General features: G+C 65.5%; 20 protein-coding genes. 12 read left to right on the top strand and 8 right to left on the bottom strand.

The annotated features are described in order from the left end of the window. Positions 1-326 precede the first annotated feature (326 nt). A complete protein-coding gene (locus tag UNPA324_RS05605; RefSeq protein WP_141933906.1) occupies positions 327-701 on the bottom strand; it encodes a hypothetical protein in 375 nt (124 codons plus the stop codon). Between the two features lie 298 nt (positions 702-999). Between UNPA324_RS05605 and bamA the strand changes: the two genes are divergently transcribed. Next, positions 1,000-3,513 (top strand): outer membrane protein assembly factor BamA, encoded by a 2,514-nt coding sequence (bamA, locus tag UNPA324_RS05600; RefSeq protein WP_141933903.1) that lies wholly within the window; start codon positions 1,000-1,002, stop codon positions 3,511-3,513. Here the strand turns inward: bamA and UNPA324_RS05595 are convergent. The 6 genes from UNPA324_RS05595 to UNPA324_RS05570 all read right to left on the bottom strand — a co-directional run bounded on the left by UNPA324_RS05595 (position 3,510) and on the right by UNPA324_RS05570 (position 9,500). Beyond that, positions 3,510-4,742, bottom strand: coding sequence for a Zn-dependent hydrolase (locus UNPA324_RS05595; protein WP_141933901.1), 1,233 nt, complete (start codon positions 4,740-4,742; stop codon positions 3,510-3,512). The genes bamA and UNPA324_RS05595 overlap by 4 nt on opposite strands. Then, on the bottom strand, positions 4,735-5,520 hold the full coding sequence (locus UNPA324_RS05590; protein ID WP_181769300.1) for an ABC transporter ATP-binding protein: 786 nt from the start codon (positions 5,518-5,520) through the stop codon (positions 4,735-4,737). Before UNPA324_RS05590 ends, UNPA324_RS05595 begins: the two co-directional genes overlap by 8 nt. After that, entirely contained in the window at positions 5,517-6,290 is a 774-nt protein-coding gene (locus tag UNPA324_RS05585; protein WP_141933897.1) for an ABC transporter permease, read from the bottom strand. The genes UNPA324_RS05590 and UNPA324_RS05585 overlap by 4 nt, the downstream gene beginning before the upstream one ends. A 73-nt stretch (positions 6,291-6,363) precedes the next feature. Further along, a complete protein-coding gene (locus UNPA324_RS05580) occupies positions 6,364-7,308 on the bottom strand; it encodes an ABC transporter substrate-binding protein (protein WP_141933895.1) in 945 nt (314 codons plus the stop codon). A 108-nt stretch (positions 7,309-7,416) separates the two neighbouring features. Continuing rightward, positions 7,417-8,145, bottom strand: a complete 729-nt coding sequence (gene hutC / locus UNPA324_RS05575) for a histidine utilization transcriptional repressor HutC (RefSeq protein ID WP_141933893.1) — start codon at positions 8,143-8,145, stop codon at positions 7,417-7,419. After that, a complete protein-coding gene (locus UNPA324_RS05570; protein WP_141933891.1) occupies positions 8,142-9,500 on the bottom strand; it encodes a formimidoylglutamate deiminase in 1,359 nt (452 codons plus the stop codon). The genes hutC and UNPA324_RS05570 overlap by 4 nt, the downstream gene beginning before the upstream one ends. 103 nt (positions 9,501-9,603) lie before the next feature. On the opposite strand from UNPA324_RS05570, the gene hutI reads away from it, so the two are divergent. Genes hutI through hutU form a run of 3 tightly spaced genes read left to right on the top strand, consistent with a single transcriptional unit; the run spans position 9,604 to position 14,057 of the window. Continuing rightward, positions 9,604-10,818, top strand: coding sequence for an imidazolonepropionase (gene hutI / locus UNPA324_RS05565; RefSeq protein ID WP_141933889.1), 1,215 nt, complete (start codon positions 9,604-9,606; stop codon positions 10,816-10,818). Further along, on the top strand, positions 10,815-12,374 hold the full coding sequence (gene hutH / locus UNPA324_RS05560) for a histidine ammonia-lyase (protein ID WP_141933887.1): 1,560 nt from the start codon (positions 10,815-10,817) through the stop codon (positions 12,372-12,374). Before hutI ends, hutH begins: the two co-directional genes overlap by 4 nt. 12 nt (positions 12,375-12,386) lie before the next feature. Then, a complete protein-coding gene (gene hutU / locus UNPA324_RS05555; RefSeq protein WP_141933885.1) occupies positions 12,387-14,057 on the top strand; it encodes a urocanate hydratase in 1,671 nt (556 codons plus the stop codon). On the opposite strand, the gene UNPA324_RS05550 is transcribed toward hutU, so the two are convergent. Then, positions 14,058-14,678 (bottom strand): TetR/AcrR family transcriptional regulator, encoded by a 621-nt coding sequence (locus UNPA324_RS05550; protein WP_164936291.1) that lies wholly within the window; start codon positions 14,676-14,678, stop codon positions 14,058-14,060. A 254-nt stretch (positions 14,679-14,932) separates the two neighbouring features. Between UNPA324_RS05550 and UNPA324_RS05545 the strand changes: the two genes are divergently transcribed. The 8 genes from UNPA324_RS05545 to UNPA324_RS05510 are packed head-to-tail and all read left to right on the top strand — an operon-like array spanning position 14,933 to position 23,309. Beyond that, complete coding sequence (locus UNPA324_RS05545) at positions 14,933-15,793, top strand: FAD binding domain-containing protein (RefSeq protein WP_141933883.1); 861 nt, start codon at positions 14,933-14,935, stop codon at positions 15,791-15,793. Next, entirely contained in the window at positions 15,790-16,314 is a 525-nt protein-coding gene (locus UNPA324_RS05540; RefSeq protein ID WP_141933882.1) for a (2Fe-2S)-binding protein, read from the top strand. The genes UNPA324_RS05545 and UNPA324_RS05540 overlap by 4 nt, the downstream gene beginning before the upstream one ends. Next, the gene (locus UNPA324_RS05535) at positions 16,311-18,686 is read left to right on the top strand and encodes a xanthine dehydrogenase family protein molybdopterin-binding subunit (protein ID WP_141933880.1); all 2,376 of its coding nucleotides are present in this window, start codon (positions 16,311-16,313) and stop codon (positions 18,684-18,686) included. The genes UNPA324_RS05540 and UNPA324_RS05535 overlap by 4 nt, the downstream gene beginning before the upstream one ends. Before the next feature lie 35 nt (positions 18,687-18,721). Next, the gene (locus tag UNPA324_RS05530) at positions 18,722-19,963 is read left to right on the top strand and encodes an ABC transporter substrate-binding protein (protein ID WP_141933878.1); all 1,242 of its coding nucleotides are present in this window, start codon (positions 18,722-18,724) and stop codon (positions 19,961-19,963) included. 11 nt (positions 19,964-19,974) lie between these two features. Next, the gene (locus UNPA324_RS05525; RefSeq protein ID WP_128919754.1) at positions 19,975-20,850 is read left to right on the top strand and encodes a branched-chain amino acid ABC transporter permease; all 876 of its coding nucleotides are present in this window, start codon (positions 19,975-19,977) and stop codon (positions 20,848-20,850) included. Then, a complete protein-coding gene (locus UNPA324_RS05520) occupies positions 20,847-21,845 on the top strand; it encodes a branched-chain amino acid ABC transporter permease (RefSeq protein WP_128919755.1) in 999 nt (332 codons plus the stop codon). The genes UNPA324_RS05525 and UNPA324_RS05520 overlap by 4 nt, the downstream gene beginning before the upstream one ends. After that, positions 21,842-22,597 (top strand): ABC transporter ATP-binding protein, encoded by a 756-nt coding sequence (locus tag UNPA324_RS05515; protein ID WP_128919756.1) that lies wholly within the window; start codon positions 21,842-21,844, stop codon positions 22,595-22,597. The genes UNPA324_RS05520 and UNPA324_RS05515 overlap by 4 nt, the downstream gene beginning before the upstream one ends. Continuing rightward, positions 22,590-23,309, top strand: a complete 720-nt coding sequence (locus tag UNPA324_RS05510; RefSeq protein WP_141933876.1) for an ABC transporter ATP-binding protein — start codon at positions 22,590-22,592, stop codon at positions 23,307-23,309. Before UNPA324_RS05515 ends, UNPA324_RS05510 begins: the two co-directional genes overlap by 8 nt. Positions 23,310-23,311: the final 2 nt, after the last annotated feature.

Here is a 23,311-nt window from a genome sequence, read left to right as displayed (position 1 = left end):
GAGCAAGCCTCGAAGGGCGACGGCCCGGCTGTATCGCGGCCGTCCATCCTTCGAGGCTCCGCTCACGATGCTTCGCATCGCAAGCCTCGCACCTCAGGATGACGGAATTGAAAGTCTCGTCGTTGCGCTCGCAGTGGAGGCGGTATGCACCACACTCTCCACTCGTGCCTCGGACGCAGCGCAGCGTTCCCGGCGATGTGAAGCATCGTCCGGGTGGACGGTGCGCTGCAGAGCCGGGGCCCATCCATCCGCATTGTGCCGCGTCGCCCTGGGACCCGGCTCTGCGCCGCAACGCTCAACGCGTTGCGGCTTGTCCGGGATACGAGTCAGAACCACCACGCAATCGGAATCCGCTGCGCAAATCCGCCCAGATCGGAGTCGGGGCTGAGCGGCTGCCGGTCGAGCGGCCGGTTGTTGTTGCTGCGTGCGAATGAGGCGCCGGGCGGGAAGGCATAGTCGGTGAACTTGCGCTCGCCGGGGAGCACCTCGGTCCCGCCGTCAAGCCACGATCGCTTGCTGACATAGATGCGCGTACGCGGACCGGATTGATAGGAACGATTGGGGCCGCGCGGGCCGTACTCGTAAACCGCGTCCTGGGCCGCTCGCGGCGGCTCGCGCTTGCCGGCGGTGGCGGGATGAGCGGCGAAGGTCGAGGCGAGGAGGGCGACCAGCACCGCTCGGGTCGTGACAAGCGCGTTCATCGGACAACATCCTGTGCGAGTTCCTGATGCGGCCGCCTCTCGCACCAGCTTAAGAACCTGTAAAGAATCCCGGCGTTGCGCGATGTTGCTGAACCTCCGCTTGGGCAAGTGCCGGCGCGGCAGCTTCGAGGCGGCTCGGTCGCTGCTCACAATGCGTGCGGTCATTGCGGGCCGAGGCGCACGCGCTGCCGATCGACCAATCAAATTCAACGACCGGAAACAATACAGCAATCTCCAGGCCACACCGCGGCCACAGCCGTCTCGTTTCAGAGCAGGCGAGGTATCGTTGAGGTGTGGAATGTCGTTTTTGCGGGCCTGGCTGATCGCCGTGGCGATGAGTGCTGTATCGATTGCAAGCTCACTTCCGCTTGGGCTGTGGCCGCTGCCGGCAGCCGCGCAGGCGACGCAGACGATCGTGGTCGAAGGCAATCGCCGCGTGGAGGCCGAGACGGTCCGCTCCTATTTCAAGCCCGGCCCGGGCGGGCGTCTCGATCAATCCGCCGTCGATGACGGGCTCAAGGCGCTGATCGCGACCGGCCTGTTCCAGGACGTGAAGATCAATCAGGCCGGTGGCCGCATCGTGGTGTCGGTGGTCGAGAATGCCGTGATCGGCCGCATCGCCTTCGAGGGCAACAAGAAGATCAAGGACGAGCAGCTCTCGGGGGAAATCCAGTCCAAGCCGCGCGGATCCTTCTCGCGGGCGCTGGTGCAGTCCGACACGCTGCGCATCGCCGAGATCTACCGGCGCTCCGGCCGTTACGACGTCCGCGTCACGCCCGAGATCATCGAACAGCCGAACAACCGCGTCGATCTCATCTTCACGGTCGAGGAGGGTGCCAAGACCTCGGTCAAGTCGGTCGAGTTCGTCGGCAACGGCGCCTTCTCGGCCTCGCGCCTGCGCGACATCATCAAGACGCATGAGAGCAACCTGCTCAGCTTCCTCGGCAGCAACGACATCTACGATCCCGATCGCGTCGAGGCCGACCGCGACCTAATCCGCCGCTTCTACCTCAAGAACGGTTACGCCGACGTCCAGGTCGTGGCCGCGCTCACCGAATACGATCCGGAGAAGAAGGGCTTTCTGGTGACCTTCAAGATCGAGGAAGGCGCTCAATATCGCATCGGCTCCGTCGACTTCCGCTCCAGCATTCCCAACTTCGACACGGGCTCGCTCCGCACCTATTCGCGCGTCAGCGCCGGCTCGCTCTACAACGTCGAATTGGTCGAGAAGTCGACCGAAGAGATGCAGATCGAGGCCTCGCGCCGCGGCTATGCCTTCGCCGTGGTCCGTCCCGGCGGCGACCGCAATTTCGAGGCGCACACCGTCTCCGTCGTGTTCAATGTCGACGAAGGCCCGCGGACCTATATCGAGCGTATCAACCTGCGCGGCAACACCCGCACCCGCGATTACGTGATCCGCCGCGAATTCGACCTCTCGGAAGGGGACGCCTACAACCGCGCGCTGGTCGACCGCGCCGAGCGGCGCCTGAAGAACCTCGACTACTTCAAGAGCGTCAAGATCGTCACCGAGCCCGGCTCCTCCAGCGATCGCGTGATCCTCGTCGTCGAGATGGAGGAGAAGTCGACCGGCGACTTCTCGATCTCGGGCGGTTATTCCACCACCGACGGTGCGCTGGCGGAAGTCTCGATCTCCGAGCGCAACCTGCTCGGCCGCGGGCTCTATGCCAAGGCATCGGTCAGTTACGGCCAATATTCACGCGGCGTATCGTTGTCCTTCGTCGAGCCTTATCTGCTCGACTACCGGATGGCGCTCGGGTTCGACACCTATTGGAAGGAGCAGAAGTCGAACAGCTATACGAGCTACGGCGTGACGACACTGGGCTTCTCCCCGCGCATTGGACTGGCCTTGCGCGAGGATCTCACCCTGCAGCTGCGCTATTCGCTCTATCAGCAGAGCATCACGCTCGCCAGCGCCTACAACAATTGCAACAACAACGCGTCCAACGCCTCGCTGGCCTATAATCCGACGCCGGCCTACATCCAGAACGTCCTGGGCGGCGCGGACCCGACCAATTCCACGAGCTCGGGAGTCTATGGCTACGGCTGCTACGGCGACGGCGAGTCGAGCTTGCCGGTCCGAAAGGAGCTGGCGAACGGTGCGACCTGGACCTCGGCGCTCGGCTACACGCTGAACTACAACACGCTCGACAACACCAAGAACCCGACGGACGGATTGCTAGTCGACTTCCGGCAGGATTTCGCCGGCGTCGGCGGCGACGTCACCTATCTGAAGACCGCGCTGGACACCAAATACTACACGCCGCTCGTCTCCGAGATCGTCAGCGTGATCCACCTCCAGGGCGGTCTCCTCAGCAAGCTCGGCAACCAGGATCTGCGCATGTTGGATCACTTCCAGATGGGGGCGAACCTGGTGCGCGGCTTCGCCTCGAACGGCATCGGTCCACGCGACATCACCTATTACAACTACGGCTCCAACGGCGATGCGCTCGGCGGCACGAAATATTGGGGCGCGTCGATGGAGCTGCAGATGCCGTTCTGGTTCCTGCCCAAGGAAGTCGGCCTGAAGGGCGCCGTCTACGCCGATGCCGGATCGCTCTGGGGCTACCAGGGACCGACCTCGTGGTCAGCCACGGGCGAAGTCAACACCAAGGCGTGCCCGACCTGCGGCTTGCAATATGACGACGGCAACACGGTGCGATCGTCGGTCGGCGTCGGCCTGATCTGGGCCTCCCCGTTCGGGCCGCTCCGCTTCGACTATGCGGTGCCGATCACGAAGGGCAAATACGACGTGGTCCAGGAGTTCAGGTTCGGCGGGGGGACGTCGTTCTAGCCCCCGAGGATCCGCCTGCAAGCATCGACGAACACCTCTGCGCCGGTGACGATATCGGCGTCGGCGGTGTTTTCGGTCCAGTGATGGCTGATGCCGCCGATCGACGGAACGAACAGCATGCCGGCCGGCATGACCGTCGCCAGCATCTGCGCATCGTGGCCGGCCCCACTGGGCATGCGAATCGATCGTCCACCGGCCAGCGCCTTGCTTGCGGCTTCGATCGCGTCCTGAAAGCCGGAATTCATCCTGGCGGGCGCACCGGTGCGCAGCTTCTCGACGGTGACGGCGCAGGGGCCGCTCGCGCTGGTCTCGTCTGCCATGGTCCGCAGCAGCTGCTCCAGCCGCGCAATGACAGCCGGATCGTCGTCGCGGATCTGGAACAGCATTTCGCCGCCGCCCGGAATGATGCTCGGCGCGCCCGGATCGAGCGTGATGCGCCCGGTGGTCCAGACGGTGCGCGGACCGCAGGCGGCCGGAAAACGCTCGTCGATCGCCACGCAGAATCTTGCGAGCGCGAGACCCGCGTCCTTGCGTACCGCCATGCGCGTGGTGCCGGCGTGGTTCTGCTCGCCGACAAAATTGATCCGGTATTGCCAGATGCCGACGATGGAGGTCACGACGCCGATCGTGAGCTTACCGCTTTCGAGCGTGTCGCCCTGCTCGATATGGGCTTCCAGATATCCGACGTGTCGCCCCGGCTCGGCGGTGACGCGCGCACGCCCAGCGAGCCCCATCTCGGCGAGCGCATCGCGCATGGGGCGGCCGCTGGTGCGGTCGCGCGCGGCGTCGATGTCGGCCTCGGTGACCTGTCCGACATAGGATCGCGAGCCGAGGAAATGCCCAAAATGTCCTTCCTCGTCGCACCAGGCGGCAACTTCGACGGCGCCCTTGACGGAGGGATCGGCGTTGAGAACGCGCGCAGCCTCGAGCGCATAGACGACGCCGAGCGGGCCATCGAGCCAGCCGGCGTAGTTCTGGCTCTCCAGGTGCGAACCGGCCAGCAGTTTCGGCCCGGACTTGGCACTGGTCCCGAACACGTTGCCGATGCCGTCGATCGAAGCGGAGAGGCCGGCGCCGGGCAGCTTGCGCACCAGCCACTCCAGCGAAAGCTTGTGCGGCTCGGAGAAGGTCGGCTTGTGCACGCCGCTCCTGTAGGCTCCGATGGCGCGGAGCGCGTTGAGGTCGGCAAGGACGCGCGCACCGTCGACGGAAGGACGATTGTCAGGCATGTTCGGCAACCTTCAGCGCCTCGGTGCGGATCTCCTCGACCAGCCGTTCCTTCAGCTTGACGAATTCGGGCGTGGTCTTGATCTTGTAGGAGCGCGGATGCGGCAGGTCCACATTGATCTCGGCTTTGATGCGGCCGGGGCGCGCGCTCATGACGATGACGCGGCTGCCGAGGAAGATGGCCTCCTCGATGTCGTGGGTCACGAACAGCACGGTCTTCTGGTCGCGCTCCCAGATGCTGAGCAGCATTTCCTGCATCAAGGCGCGGGTCTGGTTGTCGAGCGCGCCGAACGGCTCGTCGAGCAGCAGGATTTTTGGATCGTTGGCAAGCGCGCGCGCGATCGCGGTGCGCTGCTGCATGCCGCCGGAGAGCTGCTTGGGCCAATGATTCTCGAAGCCGGACAATCCGACCTGGCGGATGAAGCCGTCGGCGATCTCATTGCGTTCCGCCTCGGACACGCCGCGCTCGCGCAGGCCGAAGGCGATGTTCTCGCGAACGGTGAGCCATGGAAACAGCGTGTAGGACTGAAAAACCATGCCGCGATCGGCGCCGGGGCCGGTCACCGCGCGGCCGTCAAGCGTAACGCGCCCGCTGGTCGGGCGATCGAGCCCGGCAACGATGCGCAGCAGCGTGGACTTGCCGCAGCCGGAGGGGCCGAGGATCGTGACGAAGTCGTTGTTGCCGATGATGAGGTCGGTCGGCTCCAGCGCCCTCGTGGGCGCGTTGCCGTGGCGCGCCGGGAAGGTGCGCGAGACCTGCTCGATCTTGAGGATCGTCATGCGAGCCTCCACGGAAACAGCCAGGCGTTGAAGGCCTTGAACAGGAAGTCCGACAGGAGGCCGATCAGCCCGATCACGATGATGCCGAAGATGATCTGGCCGGTGTTGAGCAAGGCCTGGCTGTCGGTGATCATGTGCCCGATGCCCGAGGACGAGCCGATCAGCTCGGCGACGATGACGTAGGTCCAGGCCCAGCCCAACACCAGCCGCAGGATTTCGGCGATCTCGGGCGCGGAGGAGGGCAGCAGCACGCGGCGGATGATGCCGCGGTCGCCGGCGCCCAGCGTGTAGGCCGCCTCGATCAGATCGCGCCGCGTGGCGCCGACAGTCACCGCGACCATCAGGATGACCTGGAACACCGAGCCGATGAAGATGACGAGCAGCTTCTGCAATTCGCCGATGCCGGCCCACAGGATCAGGAGCGGAATGAAGGCCGAGGCGGGCAAGTAGCGGGCGAAGGAGACGAACGGCTCGAGGAAGGCCTCGATCGGCTTGTAGGCGCCCATCAGCACCCCGAGCGGCACCGCGATGATGGCGGCAAGCGCAAAGCCGCCGACGACGCGCCAGATGGTCATTCCGATATCGTAGACGAAACCCTGCTTGGTCAAGAGGTCGAAACCCTCCTGCACCATGGTCAAGGGGTTGGCAAGGAAGGTCTTCGACACATGGCCGCCGAGCGTTGCCCACGACCAGAGGGCAACGAACAGCACGAAGAACGCAAGGCCATAGGCCACGCGCTGCTTCGATGTCACAGGATCCAGAGGATGCATCGACGATTTATCCGGGCGGTGAACGGATTTGCCGGCCCCGCCGCGAGACGGGGCCGGCACCTCCTGAGGTGACTTACTTGATGAAGCCGGCGTCGAAGAGGTCCTCGACCTTCGGCGCGGCCTTGATGATGCCGATCTCGAGCAGTAGCTCGGCGGCCTCCTTGTTGAAGGTCAGGAAGTCGCCCGCGAAGAACTTCTGGTTGGCGGCCTTGTCCTGCCAGCGCAGATATTTCGCCGAATTGCCGAACTGCTCGCCGGTCTGCTTCACGTCGGCGCCCATGATCTCATAGGCCTTGGCCTGATCCTTGGCGATCATGTCGAGCGCCTCGAAATAGCTGTCGGCGAGCGCCTTGGCGGCCTTGGGATTCTCGGAGAGGAATTTCGGCGTGCAGCCGAAGGTGTCCATGACCATCGGATAGTCCAGCGTGGTCGCGATGATCTTGCCCTTGTCGGGGGCGGCGCGCACCGTCGACAGATAGGGCTCATAGGTCATCGCGGCGTCGTTCTGGCCGGAGACGAAGGCCTGTGCGGCCGCAGCCGGCTCCAGGTTCACGATGGTGACGTCCTTCACCGACAGCCCGTTCTTCTTGAGCATCCAGGCCAGTGCGAAATACGGCGAGGTGCCGGGCGCGGAGGCGGCGACGGTCTTGCCCTTCAGGTCCTTGATCGCGGCGACGTCGTTGCGCACGGCCATGCCGTCGGCGCCATAGCTCTTGTCGAGCTGGAAGATCTGCTTGGTCGCAACGCCGTTGGCGTTCCAGGAAATCCAGGTCTCGACCGTGGTCGCCGCGCATTGGATGTCGCCCGAGGCGACGGCGAGGTGGCGGTCCTTCTGCGGAATCTTCTTGATGGTGACGTCGAGGCCGTTCTTCTTGAAGATGCCAGCCTCCTTCGCCAACGTCAGCGGCGCGAAGCCGGTCCACCCGGAGATGCCGACGCCGACCTTGACGTCATCGGCGAGCACGGGAGTGGCGGTCGCGAGAGCAATGATTGTCGCAAATATCGTCGAACTACGCATGATTGTCGTCCTCTGCCGATCGATGGATTGACGTCCTGTTGATCTGTTCACATCGGCCCATATGGACCGTTGCCCGAAGCGTTGCACGATTTGTGCCGACATATCCTCTCAGCCTCCCTTGAATCGCGCGACAAGGCGGTGAGAGTCACCGGGGTAGAGCAGGCGCACGGCGGTGATCGTGCGCGCACTGCGCCAGGTGTAACGATCGATCACGAGACAGGGCGCGCCGACGGCGATCGCGAGCGCGTCGGCCGTATGATCGTCCGCAACGATGGCGCTGATCGTGTGCTCGGCCTCCGTCCACGGGACGTGGTGAAGCAGCCACGATCCGGGCGGTTCGCGCGAGAAATCCGCGGTCGCGGCATCAGGCACGGACGACAGGTCGATCAGCCTGTCCTCGACGGCGAACGGCACGTTGTCGGCGCTGTGCCGGCAGGTGATGGCGATCACCTTGCCGGCCTTCTTCACGCCGAGGCGATCACGGTCGGCCGCGGTCGCGGCGCGCAGCTTGCGGCCGATCAGCTCATAGCCGTAAGCGCGCCCCAGCGCGGTGATCTCGGCGCGGATGTCGGCGATCTTGAGCACCGCCGACATGTGTTGCGGCCGGCGCACGAACGAGCCGGCGCGGCGCCGCCGTTCGATCAAATCTGCCTGCGCGAGTTCCGACAGCGCTTTGTTCACGGTCATGCGCGAGCAGCCGTAACGCGCGACCAGTTCATGCTCGAACGGGATGCGATGTCCGGGCGGCCATTCGCCGGTCAGGATGCGCTTCTCGATGTCGGCGCGAATCCGCTTGTAGAGCGTCGGCTTGTCGGCGGCATCGGTCACGAGGCTCATGCAACGAGCCTCCGAACGGCCGCGTTGAAACGCGCGCGCGCCGCCTGCCGCAGCCTGTGCCGGCCGCCCTCGACAACCTTCTCGCCGCCGGCCCAGACGCAGTCGATCGCGCCGCCGCCTGCAGCAAAGATCCAGCCGTCGATAGCGGCATCGCCCTGCCGCCCCGCCAGCGACGGATGCGCGGCGTCGAGCGTGACGATGTCGGCGCGCGCGCCGGGCGCCAGGCCGATCGTCGTCTGCGCCAGCGCCTGTGCGCCGCCCGCGAGCGCATGGTCGAACAGCGCGCGTCCGGTCGAGCGGCCTGCGCCGGCGGAGAGCACGTTGCGCTCGCGGTGCTTGAGTCGCTGGCCATATTCGAGCTGCCGCAATTCGTCGGCGGCGCCGACCAGCACGTTGGAATCAGTGCCGATACCGAGCGCGCCGCCGGCAGCGAGAAATTCACGGGCGGGAAAGATGCCATCGCCGAGGCTGGCTTCGGTGATGGGGCAGAGGCCGGCGACCGCGCCGGTCTTCGCGAGTGCGCTGACTTCCGCATCCGTCGCGTGGGTCGCGTGAATGAGGCACCAGCGCCGGTCAACCGGCGTATGCTCCAACAGCCATTGCACCGGCCGCCGACCCGACCAGGCCAGGCAATCCTCGACTTCCTTCACCTGTTCGGCGGCGTGAATGTGCACCGGTCCGCCGTTCGCGAGCGGAACGATCGCCGCGAGTTCGTCCGGCGTGACCGCGCGCAGGCTGTGCGGCGCGATGCCGATATTGGCACCGGGCAATGTGCTGATCGCCTTGCGCGAGGCCGTCATCAGCTCGGCGAACTGATCGACCGAGCAGATGAAGCGGCGCTGACCGTCATGCGGCGCCGTGCCGCCGAAGGAGCCGTGCGCATAAAAACTCGGCAGCAGCGTCAGGGCAATGCCGGAGGCCTCGGCCGCCTGCGCGATCCGCGCGGCCATCTCGGCGGGATCGGCATAGGGAGAGCCGTCGCGGTCGTGATGCAGATAATGGAATTCGCCGACGCGGGTAAAACCCTGCTCCAGCATCTCGACATAAAGCAGCGTCGCAACAGAAGCGACGTCGTCCGGCGTCATCGCGAGCGCGAAGCGATACATCGTCTCGCGCCATGTCCAGAACGTATCGGTAGAGTTGCCGCGCAGCTCGGCGAGACCCGCCATGCCGCGCTGGAACGCATGGCTGTGCAGGCTCGCCAGCCCCGGAAGTGCGATGGCGTGGCGCTCGTCGCCTGCGGCAGGCTGCACGCCCGCGGTCACCGCCGCGATCGCGCCGGGGGTGATCACCACCTGCACGTCATTGGCCCAGCCCGAGGGCAGGAGCGCGGAGGCGAAATGCAGTCGGGTCATGATTGATTACACGCCGGCTGGACAGAACCGCCTTACGATTATATGTCTAGACATATAAGTCAAGCATCCCAGGGCGCAGGGACATCCGCGAAGGGACCGTTGCATGGCAGAGCGCTTCGACCGGATCTGGCACAATGCACGCCTCGACACGATGCGGGCCGACCGTCCGGATCTTGGCGAGATCGAGCATGGTGTCATCGCCGCGCGCGGCGGCCATATCGTCTACGCGGGTGCGGCGGGGGACTTTCCCGCGGATGCGGATGCGATCGAGCGGACCAACTGCGAGGGGCGCTGGATCACGCCCGGCCTCGTCGATTGCCACACCCATCTCGTCTATGGCGGCAACCGCGCGCACGAATTCGAGCTGCGCCTGAAAGGCGCCAGCTACGAGGAGATCGCGCGTGCCGGTGGCGGCATCGTCGCCACGGTGGCGGCGACGCGCAAGGCGAGCGAGGCAGATCTCATCGCGAGTGCGTTGCCGCGGCTCGATGCGCTGATTGGCGAGGGGGCAACCACCGTCGAGATCAAATCCGGCTATGGCCTCGACACCGAGACCGAGCTGCGGCAACTGGCGGCCGCGCGTAGCCTCGGTCGCCAGCGGCGGGTTGCGATCCGTACGTCCTTTCTCGGAGCCCACGCCCTGCCGCTGGAGGCAGATGGCGACAAGGATCGCTACATCGATCTCGTTTGCAACGAGATGCTGCCGGCCGTTGCAAAGGTGGGCCTCGCCGACGCCGTCGACGCCTTCATGGAAGGCATCGCGTTTTCGACTGAACAGACGACGCGAGTGTTCGAGACGGCGAAAGGGCTTGGGCTACCGGTCAAGCTCCACGCCGACCAGCTGTCGAACCTTGGCGGCGCGGCCCTCGCCGCAAGATTCTCGGCACTGTCGGCCGATCATCTCGAGTATACCGACGAAGCCGGCGCCGCCGCGATGGCGAAGGCCGGCACTGTGGCCGTGCTGCTGCCGGGCGCCTTTTACTTCATCCGCGAGACGCAGAAGCCGCCGGTCGAGGCATTCCGCAAGCACGGCGTTCCCATGGCGCTCGCGACCGACTGCAATCCCGGCAGCTCGCCGCTGACCTCGCTGCTGCTCACGATGAACATGGGCGCGACGCTGTTCCGGATGAATGTGGCCGAGTGCATCGCCGGAATCACCCGTGAAGGCGCGCGGGCGCTTGGTGTGCTCGATGAGACCGGCACGCTGGAGGCCGGCAAATGGTGCGACCTCGCGATCTGGGACGTCGAACGGCCGGCCGAGCTCGTTTACCGCATCGGCTTCAATCCGCTGCACCGCCGGGTGTGGAGGGGGCAATGACGGAGCAGGACACGGCGATCGTCGTCCGACCGGGGACGGTCAGCCTCGACGATCTCGCGTGCGTGCTCGATGGTGCGCCCGTCGTGCTCGATCCCTCGTTCTGGCCGCGCGTCGAAGCAGCCGCGGAGATTGTCGCAAGAGCCGCGCGAGCCGACGTCCCCGTTTACGGCATCAACACCGGATTCGGCAAGCTCGCCTCGAAGCGCATACCGCCGGATCAGACCGCGCTGCTTCAGCGCAACCTGATCGTGTCGCATTGCTGCGGCGTCGGCCAGCCCACACCCGAGCCGATCGTTCGCCTGATGATGGCGCTGAAGATCGTCTCGCTCGGGCGCGGCGCCTCCGGCGTGCGCCGCGCGGTGATCGAGCAGCTGCAGGCCATGATGGCACGGGGCGTCACTCCGCTGGTGCCGCAGCAGGGCTCGGTCGGTGCCTCCGGGGATCTTGCACCGCTCGCGCATATGACGGCGGTGATGATCGGCGAGGGGCAGGCGATCGCTGACGGAAAATTCGTGCCGGGCGGCGAAGCGCTGGCGGCTGCCGGCCTCGTGCCGCTGACGCTGGGCCCCAAGGAAGGCCTCGCGCTGATCAACGGCACGCAATTCTCGACCGCCTATGCCATCTCCGGCGTGCTGCGCGCTTTCGGCTTGGCGCGCGCCGCGCTCGTCACCGGCGCATTGTCGGTCGATGCGGCAATGGCGTCGACGGCGCCGTTCCGTCCCGAGATCCAGGCGCTGCGCGGCCATGCCGGGCAGATCGCTGCGGCCGCGACGCTGACCGCGCTGCTCGAGGGCAGCGACATCCGTCTGTCGCACCTCGAAGGCGACGAACGCGTGCAGGATCCCTATTGCCTGCGTTGCCAGCCGCAGGTGGCGGGCGCGGCGCTCGATCTGATCACGCAGGCCGCGCGCACGCTGATCGTCGAGGCCAACGCCGTGACCGACAATCCGCTGGTGCTGGTCGAGACCGGCGAGATCGTCTCCGGCGGCAACTTCCATGCCGAGCCGGTGGCCTTTGCCGCCGACGCGATTGCGCTGGCGCTGTCGGAGATCGGTGCGATCAGCGAGCGACGCATTGCAACGCTGGTCGATCCCGCGCTCAATTTCGGCTTGCCGCCGTTCCTCACGCCCGATCCCGGACTCAATTCCGGCTTCATGATCGCGGAGGTGACGGCCGCCGCCCTCTACGCCGAGAACAAGCAGCGTGCGCTCGCTTGTTCGGTCGATTCGACGCCGACCAGCGCCAACCAGGAAGACCATGTCTCGATGGCCGCGCATGCCGCTCGGCGCCTCGCCGACATGGCCGACAACCTCGCCGCCATCCTCGGCATCGAGCTTCTGGTCGCCGCCCAAGGCATCACGTTGCGCTCGCCGCATGCGACCAGCGCGCCACTCGCTGCCGTCATCGCGGCACTTCGTGAACAGGTGCCGGCGCTCGGCGCCGACCGCTATATGGCCGGCGATCTCGCCAAGGCTGCCGCGCTCGTCGAGGCCGATGCGCTGCCGACCGTGGCGCTCACCATGCTTCCAACTGATCCGTTTCCGCGACTTGACTGAAGAGGGGTCCGCATGAACCGCCGACTGGACAATGACCGCACCATCCGCGCGCCCCGCGGCAGCGATATCAGCGCCAAGAGCTGGCTGACGGAAGCGCCCTTGCGCATGCTGATGAACAATCTCGATCCGGATGTTGCGGAGCGTCCGAGCGAGCTCGTCGTCTATGGCGGCATCGGCCGCGCCGCGCGCGACTGGGAGAGCTTTGACCGGATCGTTGCGGCCTTGCGCAAGCTCGAAGCCGACCAGACGCTGCTGGTGCAGTCCGGCAAGCCGGTCGGCGTTTTCCGCACCCATGCCGACGCGCCGCGGGTGCTGATCGCGAACTCCAACATCGTGCCGCACTGGGCGACGCTCGACCATTTCAACGAGCTCGATCGCCAGGGCCTGATGATGTATGGCCAGATGACGGCGGGGTCCTGGATCTATATCGGCAGCCAGGGCATCGTGCAGGGCACTTACGAGACCTTCGTCGAGGTCGGGCGGCGGCATTATGGCGGCAGCCTCGCCGGCAAATGGATTCTCACCGCCGGCCTTGGCGGCATGGGCGGTGCACAACCGCTGGCGGCGACCATGGCGGGTGCCTCGATGCTCGCGGTCGAATGCCAGCCGAGCCGCATCGAGATGCGCCTGCGCACCGGCTATCTCGACCGTCAGGCCGCAACCCTCGACGAAGCGCTGGCGATCATGGCGGATGCCGCGGCGACGAAGAAGGCCGTCTCGGTCGGCCTGCTCGGCAATGCCGCGGAGATTTTCCCGGAGCTGGTGCGGCGCGGCGTCAAGCCAGATATCGTCACCGACCAGACCAGTGCGCATGATCCGATCAACGGGTATTTGCCGAAGGGCTGGACGCTGGCGGAGTGGGAAGCCAAGCGCGCTTCCGATCCGAAGGCGGTCGAGCGTGCCTCCAAGACCTCGATGGTCGAGCATGTCCAGGCCATGCTGGATTTCCATGCGCAGGGCATTCCGACGCTCGACTACGGCAACAACATCCGCCAGATGGCGCTGGACATGGGCCTGAAGAATGCCTTCGATTTTCCCGGCTTCGTGCCGGCCTATATCCGCCCGCTATTCTGCCGCGGCGTCGGGCCGTTCCGCTGGGCTGCGTTGTCGGGCGATCCCGAGGACATCTTCAAGACCGATGCCAAGGTCAAGGAGCTGATGCCCGACGACAAACATCTGCACAATTGGCTCGACATGGCCAAGGCGCGCATCAAGTTCCAGGGTCTGCCGGCGCGAATCTGCTGGGTTGGCCTCGGCGATCGTCACCGCCTGGGTCTAGCCTTCAACGAGATGGTGGCGCGCGGTGAATTGAAAGCGCCCATCGTGATCGGCCGCGATCATCTCGACAGCGGTTCCGTGGCGAGCCCCAACCGCGAGACCGAGGCGATGAAGGACGGATCGGACGCGGTGTCGGACTGGCCGCTGCTCAACGCGCTGCTCAATTGCGCCAGCGGTGCGACCTGGGTGTCGCTGCACCACGGCGGCGGCGTCGGCATCGGCTATTCGCAGCACGCCGGCATGGTAATCGTCGCCGACGGCACGCCTGAGGCTGCGAAGCGCATCGAGCGGGTGCTGTGGAACGATCCCGCCAGCGGCGTCATGCGCCATGCTGACGCGGGCTACGACATCGCGATCGACTGCGCCCGCGACAAGGGCCTCGATCTGCCGAGCCTTGCGAAGTAGCTAGTCGCTCACCAGCAGCTTCGGCATCGTTGTCTTCGCGCCGTCCATGAAAGTCTGCACGGCGTCGCGGACGATCGCGTTGAGATCGGGCGGGATCGGCGTCTCGTAGATGAATTTTCGGATGGCGAGATAGAAGATGCGGCCGTGCAGGCCCCAGAACAGCTCGGTCTCGCGCTCACCGAGCGGATGGCCCTTTGCGCCGGGCAGCCCGAGTTCGTGACGCAGTTCTGCGGCGGCCGGCTCGACGATCTCGCGGCGGACGATGTCGAGATAACGGCTGGTGATGCCGAACGACTTCATGCCGGAGAACACGAAGATCCGCACCCAGTTATATTCGAACACGCGTTCGACGTAGTCGAGATAGAAGCGTGTCAGCCGCGCTTCGAGGGACAGTGAACGATCGCGGATCATCGGTCCCCAATCGGGCGACCAGCGGCTGAGATAGACCTCCTGGTAGACCCGCTCGATCAACGCCTCCTTGCTGGGGAAGTGGCGATAGATCGCCGAATGCGTGATGCCCATGCGCTTGGCAAGCTCGCGGGTCTGCCCCTCGAAGCCGCGCTCGGCGAAGAAGCGGATGGCCTCCTCCACGATCGCGCGCTCGCGGTCGGCCGCGCGCATGTTGCGACGCTTTGGCGCGGACTTGCTGCCTGTCTCGGTCCGCTTCCGAACCGGTCGCTTCGCCGTTTTCTGCGGTTTTCGGGCCATCTCGTCGCTGAATCAACGTACCGCTGCCTTCATAGCCCAAGGTGCTTTTGTGACCAAATGGTCATTTCCTGTTGACCGGTCCAGGGAGGCATGTCAGAATTTTGAGACCAGGTGGTTACAAATCTGGCATCCCGGCTGATGAGCCGAGGGATCTCGAGGAAACGGCAGTGAAGGCGAGGGCTTTCAGCTATTTTCGTGCGACGACGATCGACCAGGCGCTGGATGCTCACGCACGCGCCGGGGATGACGCGCGCTTCATTGCCGGCGGCCAGAGCTTGGTGCCGGCGCTGTCGCTGCGGCTGCAGGCGCCGCGACTCTTGATCGACATCACCCACATTGACGACCTGCGCGGCGTCAGGCGCGAAGGCGGCCATTTGCGCATCGGCGCGTTGACGCGTCATTGCGAGATGCTGAGCGAGCCGCTGATTGCCGAGTTCGCGCCGCTCTTGCATGCCGCGGCGCCGTTCGTCGCCCATCCCGCGATCCGCAACCGCGGCACCTTCGGCGGCAGCATCGCGCTGGCCGACCCGGCCTCCGAATTTCCCGCGATGACCCTGGCGCTCGATGCCGAGATCGAGATCGCCGGTCCCTCGGGCCGCCGCCGCGTCAGGGCCGACGATTTCTTCATCGACTTGTTCGAAACGGCGCTCCAGCCCGGCGAGTTGATTATTGCGGTCTACGTTCCGCTGTTCAAGGCCGACCAGCGCTTTGCATTCGACGAGCTGGCGCGCCGGCGTGGAGACTACGCGCTGGTCGGTTGCGGCATGCTCGCGACCTTCGCCGGTGATCGCGTCGACGACATCCGCATCTCGTTCTTCTCTGTCGGCAATACGCCGACCCGGGTGAAAGGAGCCGAGGCGATCTTGATCGGCTCGCGTCTCGATGCGGGGCGTATCGCCACCGCGCAAGGAGCGCTGGAAGGCGATCTCGCGCCGCCCGACAGCGACGAGGTGCCACCGGCGATGCGGCTGCATCTCGCCCGCGTGCTGCTGGGGCGCCTGCTCGGACGTCTCGGAGAGGGCGCATGAGGGGCCTTGACGAGCCCCTTCTGGATGAAACCGACGAGACGGTGCGCGTGCGCTTCGTCGTCAACGGCCGCAAGGTCGCCTGCGAGGTTGCGCCGCGCGACACGCTGGTCGATTGCCTGCGCGACAAGCTCGAGCTGACTGGCACGCATGCCGGCTGCGAGATGGGTGCTTGCGGTGCCTGCCTGGTTCAGCTCGACGGCCGCGCCGTGCATTCCTGCCTGATCTTCGCGGTGCAGGCCGACGGCGCCAGGATCGAAACGATCGAGGGACTCACCGAAAGCGGGATGCTCGCCGAACTGCAGGCCGAATTCCACCGCCGCAATGCGCTGCAATGCGGCTTCTGCACGTCAGGCATGCTGATCAATGCCCACGAACTGCTCTCGCAGACGACGCAGCCGAGCCGCGACGAGATCCGCGACGCGCTGTCGGGCAATTACTGCCGCTGCACCGGCTATGAGGCGATCGTCGATGCCATCGACGCGGTGGCGAAAGCGCGCAGCGATGGCGGAGGTGCGACATGAGCGCGCCGCTGACCTCGCTTGATCGTCCCAATTCCTATATCGGTCGGTCCGTGCCGCGGCCCAACGCCAAGCGACTGCTTGCCGGGCGGGGACGCTATGTCAGCGATCTCAAGCTGCCGCGCATGCTCTATGCCGCGTTCCTGCGCAGCCCGCATGCGCATGCGAAGATCGTTTCGATCAATATTGATGAGGCGCGCGCGATCGAAGGCGTGCATCTCGTCGCCACCGGGGCGGATCTCGCCAAGATCTGCACGCCATGGGTCGGCACGCTCGATCATTTCAAGGGCATGACCTCCGCGCCGCAAATGCCGCTGCCGCTCGATCGCGTGGTCTGGGCCGGGCAGGCGGTGGTCGCCGTTGTCGCCGAAAGCCGGGCGATCGCCGAAGATGCGCTGGAGCTGATCGAGATCGATTACGAAGACCTCCCCGTTGTCGCCGATCTCGACAGCGCGCGACAGGTCGGCGGTGCACTGGTCAATCCCGGCAGCGCCAATAACATCTGCTTCCGCAGCCAACTCGACAACGGCACCGTCGACGACGCCTTTGCGCATGCGGCCCATGTGGTGGAGCAGGAGTTTTCCTTCGGTCGCCACACCGCGGTGACGCTGGAGCCGCGCGCGCTCGTCGCGGATTACGATCCTGCCGCGGGCATGCTCACCGTGCATCACGGCACGCAGACCCCGTATCAGTTTCAGGACCTCTATTCACGCCACTACGGCATCCCGGAAGCCCGTGTCCGCGTGATCGCGACCGATATCGGCGGCTCCTTTGGGATGAAGCTGCATGTCTATCACGAGGACATGGCGGTGGTCGGTCTCTCGATCCTGCTCGGCAGGCCCGTGAAGTACGTCGCCGATCGCATAGAATCCTTCGTCTCCGATATTCACGCTCGCGACCACCGCGTGCGCGCCCGCATGGCGCTCGACGCCAAAGGTGAGATCCTGGCGATGGACGTCGTCGATTTGACCGCGATCGGCGCCTTCTCGACCTATCCGCGCACCAGCGTGGTCGAGGGCAATCAGGTGATCCGTCTGATCGGCGCGCCCTATCGCTTCAAGAACTATCGCGCCACGCTCGAGGTGATCTTCCAGAACAAGGTGCAGACCAGCCAATACCGCGCCGTCGGCCATCCCATCGCCTGCGCGGTCACCGAGCGGCTGGTTGACATCGCAGCGAGCAAGATTGGCCTCGATCCCTTCGCCATCCGGGCGCAGAACGTCATCCCCGACGATGCCTATCCCGAGATCTCGCCGACTGGTTACCGCTTCGAGGCGCTGTCACATCAGACCTGCCTCAAGCGCCTGCACGAGATGATGGACTATGACGCGCTCCGCGCAGAGCAGGCGGACTTGCGCAAGCGGGGCGTCTATCGCGGCATCGGTATCGCAACCTTCGTCGAGATCACCAATCCCAGCCCCGCGTTCTATGGCGTCGGCGGGGCGCGCATCTCCTCGCAGGACGGCGCGATCGTCAGCCTGACTCCATCGGGCGAGGTGCGCTGCCTGATCTCCGTCACTGAGCAGGGGCAGGGCACCGAGGCGATCATCAGCCAGATCGTGGCCGATCAGCTTGGCCTCGCGCTGGAGCACGTCAAGGTCGTCACCGGCGATACCGAGGTGACGCCGCATGGTGGCGCCACCTGGGCCTGCCGCGGCGCCGGCATCGGCGGCGAGACGGCGCTGCAGGCCACGCGCGCGCTCAAGCGCAATATCCTGGAGGTCGCCGCGCTCATTCTCCAGGCGCAGCCGTCGGCGCTCGACATCATCGATGGCGAGGTCGTGGACGTCGCAACGCGCAAGCCGCGCCTGCCGATCTCCGAAATTGCGCGCATTGCCTATTTCCGCTCCGACACGCTGCCATCGGGCACGCAGGCGCAGCTCACCGTGAGCCATCATTTCGCGCCGCAGGGCTATCCCTTTGCCTTCACCAACGGCATTCAGGGCTGCGCGCTGGAGGTCGACGTCGAGACCGGCCTCATCAAGCTCCTGAAACATTTCATCGTCGAGGATTGCGGCCGCGTCATCAATCCGATGCTGGTCGACGAGCAACTCCGCGGCGGCATCGTGCAGGGGCTGGGCGCGGCGCTGTTCGAGGAGTGCCGCTACAGCGAGACCGGCCAGCTCATGAACGGCTCGCTCGCCGACTACCTCGTGCCGATGCCGATGGAGATGCCCGACATCGTCATCGGCCATGTCGAGACGCCGACCGCCGACACCGAGCTCGGTGCCAAGGGGGTTGGCGAAGCCGGCACCGCGGCGGCGTCCGCCTGCGTGCTCAACGCCGTCAACGACGCGCTCGCGCCGTTCGATGCCACGATCAATTCTGTCCCGATTACGCCTGCAAAAGTCCTGAAAGCCCTGAAGCGCTTCTAGAAAAAAGACAATTGAAAAAGACCTTGGAGGAAATCATGCCCAAATCCGGTTCGACGTCGAAGATAACCCGCCGCACCGCGCTCGCCGGCCTCTCGGCAAGCGCGGCTCTGTTCGCTATGCCCCGGATTGGTCATGCGGCCGACGAGACGATCCGCATCGGCTTTCCGACGCCGCTCACCGGCCCGTTCGCCGCGGAAGCGCGCGATCAGGTCAAATGCGCCGAGCTCGCCGTCAAGCTCGTCAACGACAAGGGCGGCATCGGCGGCCGCAAGGTCGAGCTCCTGGTGCGCGACGACAAGCTCAATGCCGGTGAGGCCGCGACCCGCACCCTCGAGCTGATCGAGAAGGACAAGGTTCACGCCGTGGTCGGCGCGCTCTCCAGCGCCGTGCAGCTGGCGGTCAACGAGGTCACCCGGGCCCGTGGCGTGATCTATGTCTCGATCAGCCAGTCCGACACCATCAACGAGGCCAAGGATTTCAGCAAATACACCTTCCATGAAGCGCTCAATCCGCACATGACGACGGCAGCGGTGGCGCGGCAGACCCTGAAGAAGGGCATGAAGGTCGCCCATCTCGTCGCCGACTATGCCTACGGCCATGAGATGCTGCGCGGCTTCAAGCGCGCGCAGGCCTCCATCGGTGCGGACAATGTCGGCGAGATCCTGCATCCGTTCGGTGCCGCCGACTATTCCACCTTCATGCCGCGCCTGATGTCGATGCGGCCGGACGTGCTCTGTATCTCCAATTTCGGCCGCGACCAGGCCAACGCAATCAAGCAGGCGGTGGATTTCGGCGTCAAGCAGCAGATGAAGATCGTTGTGCCCGTCATCCTGCATAATCAGCGTCTTGCCGTCGGCCCCGACGTGTTCGAGGGCGTGGTCGGCGGCGCCAACTATTATTGGGGCCTGGAGGCGCAGAGCAAATCGGCAGCCGCGTTCAACACGGCATTCAAGGCCGCCAATGGCGGCGCGATCCCGACCGATTATGGCGCCTATGGCTATTCCGGCGTCGGATCCTTGCTGGCGGCCATGCAGACGGCCGGCGGCACCGACACCGACAAGGTGGTCGATGCGCTGGAGAAGCTGCAATACGATTTGACCAAGGGCCCGCAGCACTACCGCAAATGCGACCACCAGTCGGTGCAGTCGGTGCTGGTGCTGGAATCCAAGAAGAAGTCGGCCATGGCGGGCGAGAACGATCTGTTTGCCATTCTCGCCAACGACGCCAGCTCCGACGACATGCTGCGCAGCTGCAGCGAGCTCGGCCACGCCACCTGAAGCCTGTCACGATGGACCTGCCGCTGATCATCATGCAGCTTCTCTCCGGGATCGCCCTTGGGGCGGTTCTGGTGATCACTGCGCTCGGACTGACGATCGTGTTCGGCATGCTCGGGGTGGTGAATTTCGCCCATGGCGCGCTGTTCATGATCGGGGCCTATGCGGGGCTGTATCTGGCCTCGCTCACCGGCAGCTTCTGGTGGGGGCTGCTGCTTGCGCCCATCCTGATCGGCGCTTTCGGCATGCTGATCGAGTTCGTCCTGATCCGCAGGCTTTATGGACGCTCGATCGACGATCCGCTGCTGCTCACCTTCGGCCTCAGCTACATCCTGGTCGAGGGCGTGCGCATCGTGTTCGGCAGCGACGGCATTCCGTTTCCGACCCCGCCGCAGCTGATCGGCGTGCTCGATCTCGGCATCGGCTTCTTCCCGCGCTACCGCCTGTTCGTGATCGTGCTGGTGGCCGTCGTGCTGGTGGCGCTTTGGATGACGCTGGAAAAGACCCGAATCGGCCTGATCGTGCGTGCGGGTGCGCGCGATCCCACCATCATGCAGGTGCTCGGGGTCGATATCGGCCGGGTCTGGCTTGCGATCTTCGGCCTTGGCGTCGGACTTGCTGCGCTGGGCGGCGTGCTCGCCGGTCCGATGCGCAGCGTCAATCCGGAGATGGGCTCGCTGGTTCTGGCCGAAGCCTTCGTCGTCACCGTGATCGGCGGCCTCGGCTCGATCGTCGGCGCGGTTGTCGCCGGCCTGATGGTCGGCATTTCCATCAGCATGGTGGCGCTGTTCGCCCCTGAAATGGCGACCATCGTCATGTTCGCGCTGATGGCGGTGGTGCTTCTGATCCGCCCGCAAGGCCTGTTCGGCGTGAGAGGGAGGACGGCGTGACGCGTCCTTCGAGCGGTGAGGTTCTCGCAAAATCTGCGCCGAGCGGGCTCGGCCGGATTCTCGACCACCGCGTGCTGCTGTCGATCGCCGTGCTGGCCCTCTTGCCCTGGCTGCTGCCGTCCAAGGCGCTGGCCGTCAACGTCCTGATCTACGGCGTCGTGGTGATGGGCTACAATCTGCTGTTCGGCTACACCGGGCTGTTGTCGTTCGGCCAGGCGGCGTTCTTCGGTGCGGGCGCCTACTTCACCGGCATCGCGATCGGCCGCTACGGCGTGCCGTGGTTTGCCGCGGTGCCGATCGCCGTGCTGCTCAGCACCGGCCTTGCGGCGCTGATCGGCGTCGTCTCGACGCGCACCCGCGGCATCTATTTCTCCATGGTGACGCTCGCTCTGGCCCAGCTGGTCTACTACGTCGCGCTCCAGGCGGCCTCCTTCACCGGCGGCGAGAACGGCCTGCGCGGCTTCACCGTCGATCGCATCAGCCTGTTCGGCCTGCAGGTCAATTTCCTCGACCCCGTCAACAAATATTACGTGCTGATGGGCTTCGCAGGCTTGGCGATGTGGTTCCAGTCGCGCATCCTGAACTCGCCGTTCGGCGCCGTCATCGAGGCGATCCGCGAGAACGAGCAGCGCGCGCGGGCCTGCGGATATGACGTCGAACGCAGCAAGCTGGTCGTGTTCATGCTGTCGGGCGCGATCTCCTCGCTCGGCGGCTGCATGCTGGCGCTGCATCTGTCGATCGTGCCGCTCGACATCCTGCATTACCAGACCTCGGGCATGATCGTGATGATGGTGCTGCTCGGTGGCGCCCGCAGCTTCTTCGGTCCCTTCGTCGGCGCGGCGAGCTTCCTGATCCTGGAGGATGTCGTCTCGCTCTGGACGCCGCATTGGCAGATCTTCGTCGGCGCGATCTTCGTGCTGTTCGTGCTGTTCCTGCCCAAGGGCATCTGGGGCACGCTGCTGGATGCAATCGGCGTCGGAAAGGCGCGGCAATGAGCGGCGAACTGCTTCGCGCCGAAGGGATCGGCAAACGCTTTGGCGGCTTCGTCGCGCTCGAGGATATTACCCTGTCCTTTGCGGCGGGACAGCTGACCTCGATCATCGGACCGAACGGCGCCGGCAAGAGCACGTTCTTCAACATTCTCTCCGGCGCGTTGACCCCGACGTCCGGCAAGCTGCATTTCAGGGGACGCGCGCTGAACGGCCTGCCGCAGCACCGTTTCGTGCACCAGGGCATCTCGCGCTCCTACCAGATCACGAACATCTTTCCGGATCTGTCGGTGCACGAGAATGTGCGCGTCGCAGCGCAGGCGCTGACCGTGAGCTATGACATCTGGCGCAACCGCGCCCGGCTGACCGAGTTGAATACGCGGGCGGACTCCGCGCTGGATGCGGTCGGACTGCTCGCCAAGCGGAACGAGCTTGCGAAGTTCCTGTCCCATGGCCAGCAGCGCGCGCTGGAGATCGCGATCGCGCTGGTCTCCGAGCCGGAGCTGCTGCTGCTGGACGAGCCGACCGCCGGCATGGGGCCGGAAGAGACCAAGGACATGGTCGCGCTGCTGGAGCGGCTCGCCGACAAGCGCACCGTGCTTCTGGTGGAGCACAAGATGAAGATGGTGCTCGGCCTGTCCAAGCGCGTGGTGGTGCTGCATCACGGCCGCCTGCTCGCAGACGGCGCACCCTACGAGATCAGGAGCAATCCGGATGTCCGCCGGGTCTATCTCGGACAGAGTGAAGGCTATGGCTGAGACTGCATTGCTCGAAATCGAAGACCTCCACGCCTGGTATGGCGCAAGCCATGTTCTTCACGGCATCTCGCTGCACGTGAAGGAGGGCGAGGTGGTCGCCCTGGTCGGCCGCAATGGTGCCGGCAAGACCACGGCCTTGCGGGCGGCGATGGGCCTGATGCCGAAGGCGACGGGCCGCGTGCGCTTTGCGGGCAGGGAGCTCCTGCCACTGCGCGCCCATCAGCGCTTCCACCTCGGCCTCGCTTACGTGCCCGAGGAGCGGCGCATCGTTCCCGGTCTGACTGTGCGCGAGAACCTCCGGCTCGGCCTCGTCGCGGCCGGTGGCGGCATCGAGGAGCGCATCGCGATCGACGAGATTGCCGGAACGTTTCCACGCCTGAAGGAGCGCCTCGGCCAGGAAGGCGCGACGCTCTCCGGCGGCGAGCAGCAGATGCTGGCGATCGCGCGCGCGCTGATCGCGAAGCCCAAGATGATTCTGCTGGACGAGCCATCGGAGGGCATCATGCCCGTGCTCGTCGAGGAGATGGGCGCGCTGTTCCGCCGCCTGCGCGACGAGGGCAAGACGCTGCTGCTGGTCGAGCAGAACGTCGAATGGGCGCTGCGCCTGGCCGACCGCGCCGTGATCATCGACCAGGGCGAGGTCGTCCATGAGAGCAGCGCTGCGGCGCTGCTCTCGGACAAGGATGTCCAGGAACGTTACTGTGCGGTGTGATT

Source organism: Bradyrhizobium sp. UNPA324 (assembly GCF_006658635.1).
Lineage (GTDB): Bacteria > Pseudomonadota > Alphaproteobacteria > Rhizobiales > Xanthobacteraceae > Bradyrhizobium > Bradyrhizobium nanningense.
Note: the sequence above shows the minus strand (reverse complement) of the source record. Positions and strands in the feature narration are given on the sequence as shown.